This is a genomic window from Lacticaseibacillus pantheris DSM 15945 = JCM 12539 = NBRC 106106, assembly GCF_001591865.1.
GTDB classification, from domain to species: Bacteria; Bacillota; Bacilli; order Lactobacillales; family Lactobacillaceae; genus Lacticaseibacillus; species Lacticaseibacillus pantheris.
Genome location: NZ_BCVS01000166.1, coordinates 1 through 2,996, shown reverse-complemented (window position 1 = coordinate 2,996; position 2,996 = coordinate 1). Strand labels below are relative to the sequence as shown.

Here is a 2,996-nt window from a genome sequence, read left to right as displayed (position 1 = left end):
CCAACCCGACCAACGCTGCCGGCGACCACTAAGGTTGCAATCATGGCGCAGGGCACGTAAGCCGCAACCCCCCCGCCGCGTTGCCAGCACCTTCAAACCGCTGGCATTGAATTGCGGAGTTAAACCCGGTATAATTGGTGGTCACGATGAAAGTATATGAACGGAGTTGATGGTTGTGAAGTTATCAGTCTTTTGCGGCTCGCGCTACGGCGCCAAGAAGAGCTATGAACAGGTGGCCCACGCATTCGGGTGGTACCTCGGCAGCCACCACGTGGAGCTAGTGTACGGAGGCTCGGTCTCGGGTATCATGGGTACCATTAGTGGTGCGACGTTGGCCGCCGGCGGTGAAGTCACCGGGATTTACCCCGAGGGCCTCTTTGACGCGGAATTGCCACGTGTGAACACCACCCACGCCATCCGTACTAGTACCATCGATGAACGGAAAAAGTTGCTCATTGAAGAGCCCGACGCCTTCTTTGTTTTCCCCGGTGGTTTTGGCACGCTAGAGGAAATTTCGCAGGCAATCTCATGGATGACCATTGGGCTCATTGAAGTGAAGCCGATTGGCATTTTCAACATGGGTGGATTCTATGACCCGCTGGTAGAGCAACTGCAAATCTTTGTGGATCAAGGCTTTGCGACCGATATCATGCCGCACATTCACGTATCCGACAACTTCGAGGACCTCGTGCAGATGCTGGACGCCGACCGGGCTGCTCTGGATGCCACCGCGGCGGCGAAATAATTCTCACTAGAGGTGGCATTTGCCGCCTCTTTTGCGTATTGTAAAGGTGACGGTACCGAATGTTGGTGCTAATCGGTTTTGTTAGTGGTATATTAATGCTTATGTCGTGCCCACCTGTCTGGGCATGTTTGTGGGTTGGACGCTCGCAATAGCAATCGTGGCGGCCGGCTTACCATTACTGAATAGGAGTACATAAAGCGATGCATTCACTGAAACGGTTCTTCATCGGACGGCCGCTTAAGTCGTCCGAAGAAGGTGGGCAGAAGCTGGGTAAGTTAAAGGCGTTAGCAATGTTGAGTTCGGACGCCCTTTCATCCGTGGCGTACGGAACTGAACAAATTGTGCTGGTCCTGACGACACTGTCGGCGGCGGCAATTTGGTACTCGTTACCAATCGCGGCTTTCGTATTGGTGCTGTTACTCAGCTTGACCCTGTCGTATCGTCAAATAATTCACGCGTATCCCGGTGGGGGTGGCGCCTACGTGGTGTCCAGCCAGAATCTAGGCCGTAATGCCGGTTTATTGGCCGGGGGTTCGTTACTGATTGATTACATGCTGACCGTGGCGGTTTCCGTGTCTTCAGGGGCGGAGGCCATCACGTCGGCCATTCCGGCTTTGTACGGGCACGAGGTCACCATTTCGCTGGTCATTATCTTCCTGCTGATGGTCATGAACCTGCGGGGGATGAGCGAGTCCGCATCATTCCTGATGATTCCCGTGTACCTGTTTGTGGTCTCCATTGTGGCCATGATTATTTGGGGCTTGTTCCGGATTATGACGGGCTCCATTCCGTACGCGGCCCACGCAGCGGTTGGCTCCGTGGTGCCCGGCATCACGGCGGCCCTGATCTTCCGGGCGTTTAGTAGTGGTTCCAGTTCCCTGACGGGGGTGGAAGCTATCAGTAATGCCGTGCCTTTCTTCAAGAAGCCCCGGGCAAAGAACGCAGCGGGGACGTTGGCCATCATGGCCGCGATTCTCGGGTTCTTCTTTGCGGGTATTACGTTCCTGAACTACTGGTACGGGATTGTACCTGAAGCCAAAGTGACGGTGCTGTCGCAGGTTGCCGGCCACACCTTTGGCAGTGGTAGCATTATGTACTACGTGGTGCAGTTTGCGACTGCCCTGATTCTGGCCGTGGCGGCGAACACCGGCTTCTCGGCGTTCCCCGTGCTGGCGTTTAACCTGGCTAAGGATAAGTACATGCCGCACATGTACATGGACCGTGGGGACCGGCTCGGCTTTTCCAACGGGATTATCACGTTGGCGCTGGGTTCAGCCGTCCTAATCGCGATTTTCCATGGTAGTACGGAGCGCCTGATTCCGTTGTATGCGGTTGGGGTGTTCATTCCGTTTACGCTGAGTCAAAGTGGGATGATTCGCCACTGGCTGAAGCGGCGGGGGACGGAGAGCGGTATCTTTGGCAAGACTTTAGCGAACTTCTCGGGGGCGTTGATTTCCTTTGCCATTCTGGTGATTCTGTTCGTTTACCGATTGCCAGATATTTGGCCGTTCTTTATCATCATGCCGGCGCTGCTGTTCCTGTTTTACAAGATTAAGCATCACTACACGAACGTGGCGGAGCAGCTGCGTTTGATGAAAGACGATGCAAAGTTGCATGAGTACAGCGGTAGCACGGTGATTGTCCTGGTGGGTAACGTGACGCGGGTGACCCGGGGAGCGTTGAATTACGCGCAGACGATTGGCGATTACGTCATTGCGATGCACGTATCGATGGATGAGAACCCGACGAAGGAGCACGAGACGCAGGCGGAGTTCAGGGCGGACTTCCCTGACGTACGGTTTGTGGACGTGCATTCGAGTTACCGGTCGGTGCAGGGGCCGGTGATCCGGTTTGTGGACACGATTGCGCGCAACGCGGCGAAGCGGAACTTTACGACGACGGTGTTGATACCGCAGTTTGTGCCGCGAAAGGGTTGGCAGAATATTCTGCATAACCAGACGAATATTCGGTTGAGGGCGGCGTTCGCGCGGCGCGAGAATATTATTATGGCTACGTATAGTTATCATTTGAAGAAGTAGAGAGAGCGGAGCAGGCCGTTTAGAGAGAGCGGAGCCCCGCGCTTAGAAACCAGAGTATAAGGCAGGCCGGACGAGAATCCCGCACTTGGATTCTTGTTCGGCCTGCCTTATACGTCGGTTTCTGCGGGGCGCAGCTCGTTTCAATAAGCAAAGATAACGGAAAAGCGCCGGAGCATTCCCCGGCTATATATCGAGGGCCCGCACTTGGATTC

Annotated in this window: 2 protein-coding genes; both read left to right on the top strand. The window is 54.9% G+C overall.

Features of this window, described 5'->3' with window-relative positions:
• Positions 1–175: 175 nt before the first annotated feature.
• Entirely contained in the window at positions 176–745 is a 570-nt protein-coding gene (locus LPA02S_RS11175; RefSeq protein WP_056956385.1) for an LOG family protein, read from the top strand.
• 200 nt (positions 746–945) lie between these two features.
• The gene (kimA, locus tag LPA02S_RS11170) at positions 946–2,784 is read left to right on the top strand and encodes a potassium transporter KimA (RefSeq protein WP_056956334.1); all 1,839 of its coding nucleotides are present in this window, start codon (positions 946–948) and stop codon (positions 2,782–2,784) included.
• Positions 2,785–2,996 lie beyond the last annotated feature (212 nt).

Bases quoted from the DNA above. Each gene is read 5' to 3' on its own strand.
- kimA (WP_056956334.1), top strand. From the start codon at position 946: ATGCATTCACTGAAACGGTTCTTCATCGGACGGCCGCTTAAGTCGTCC.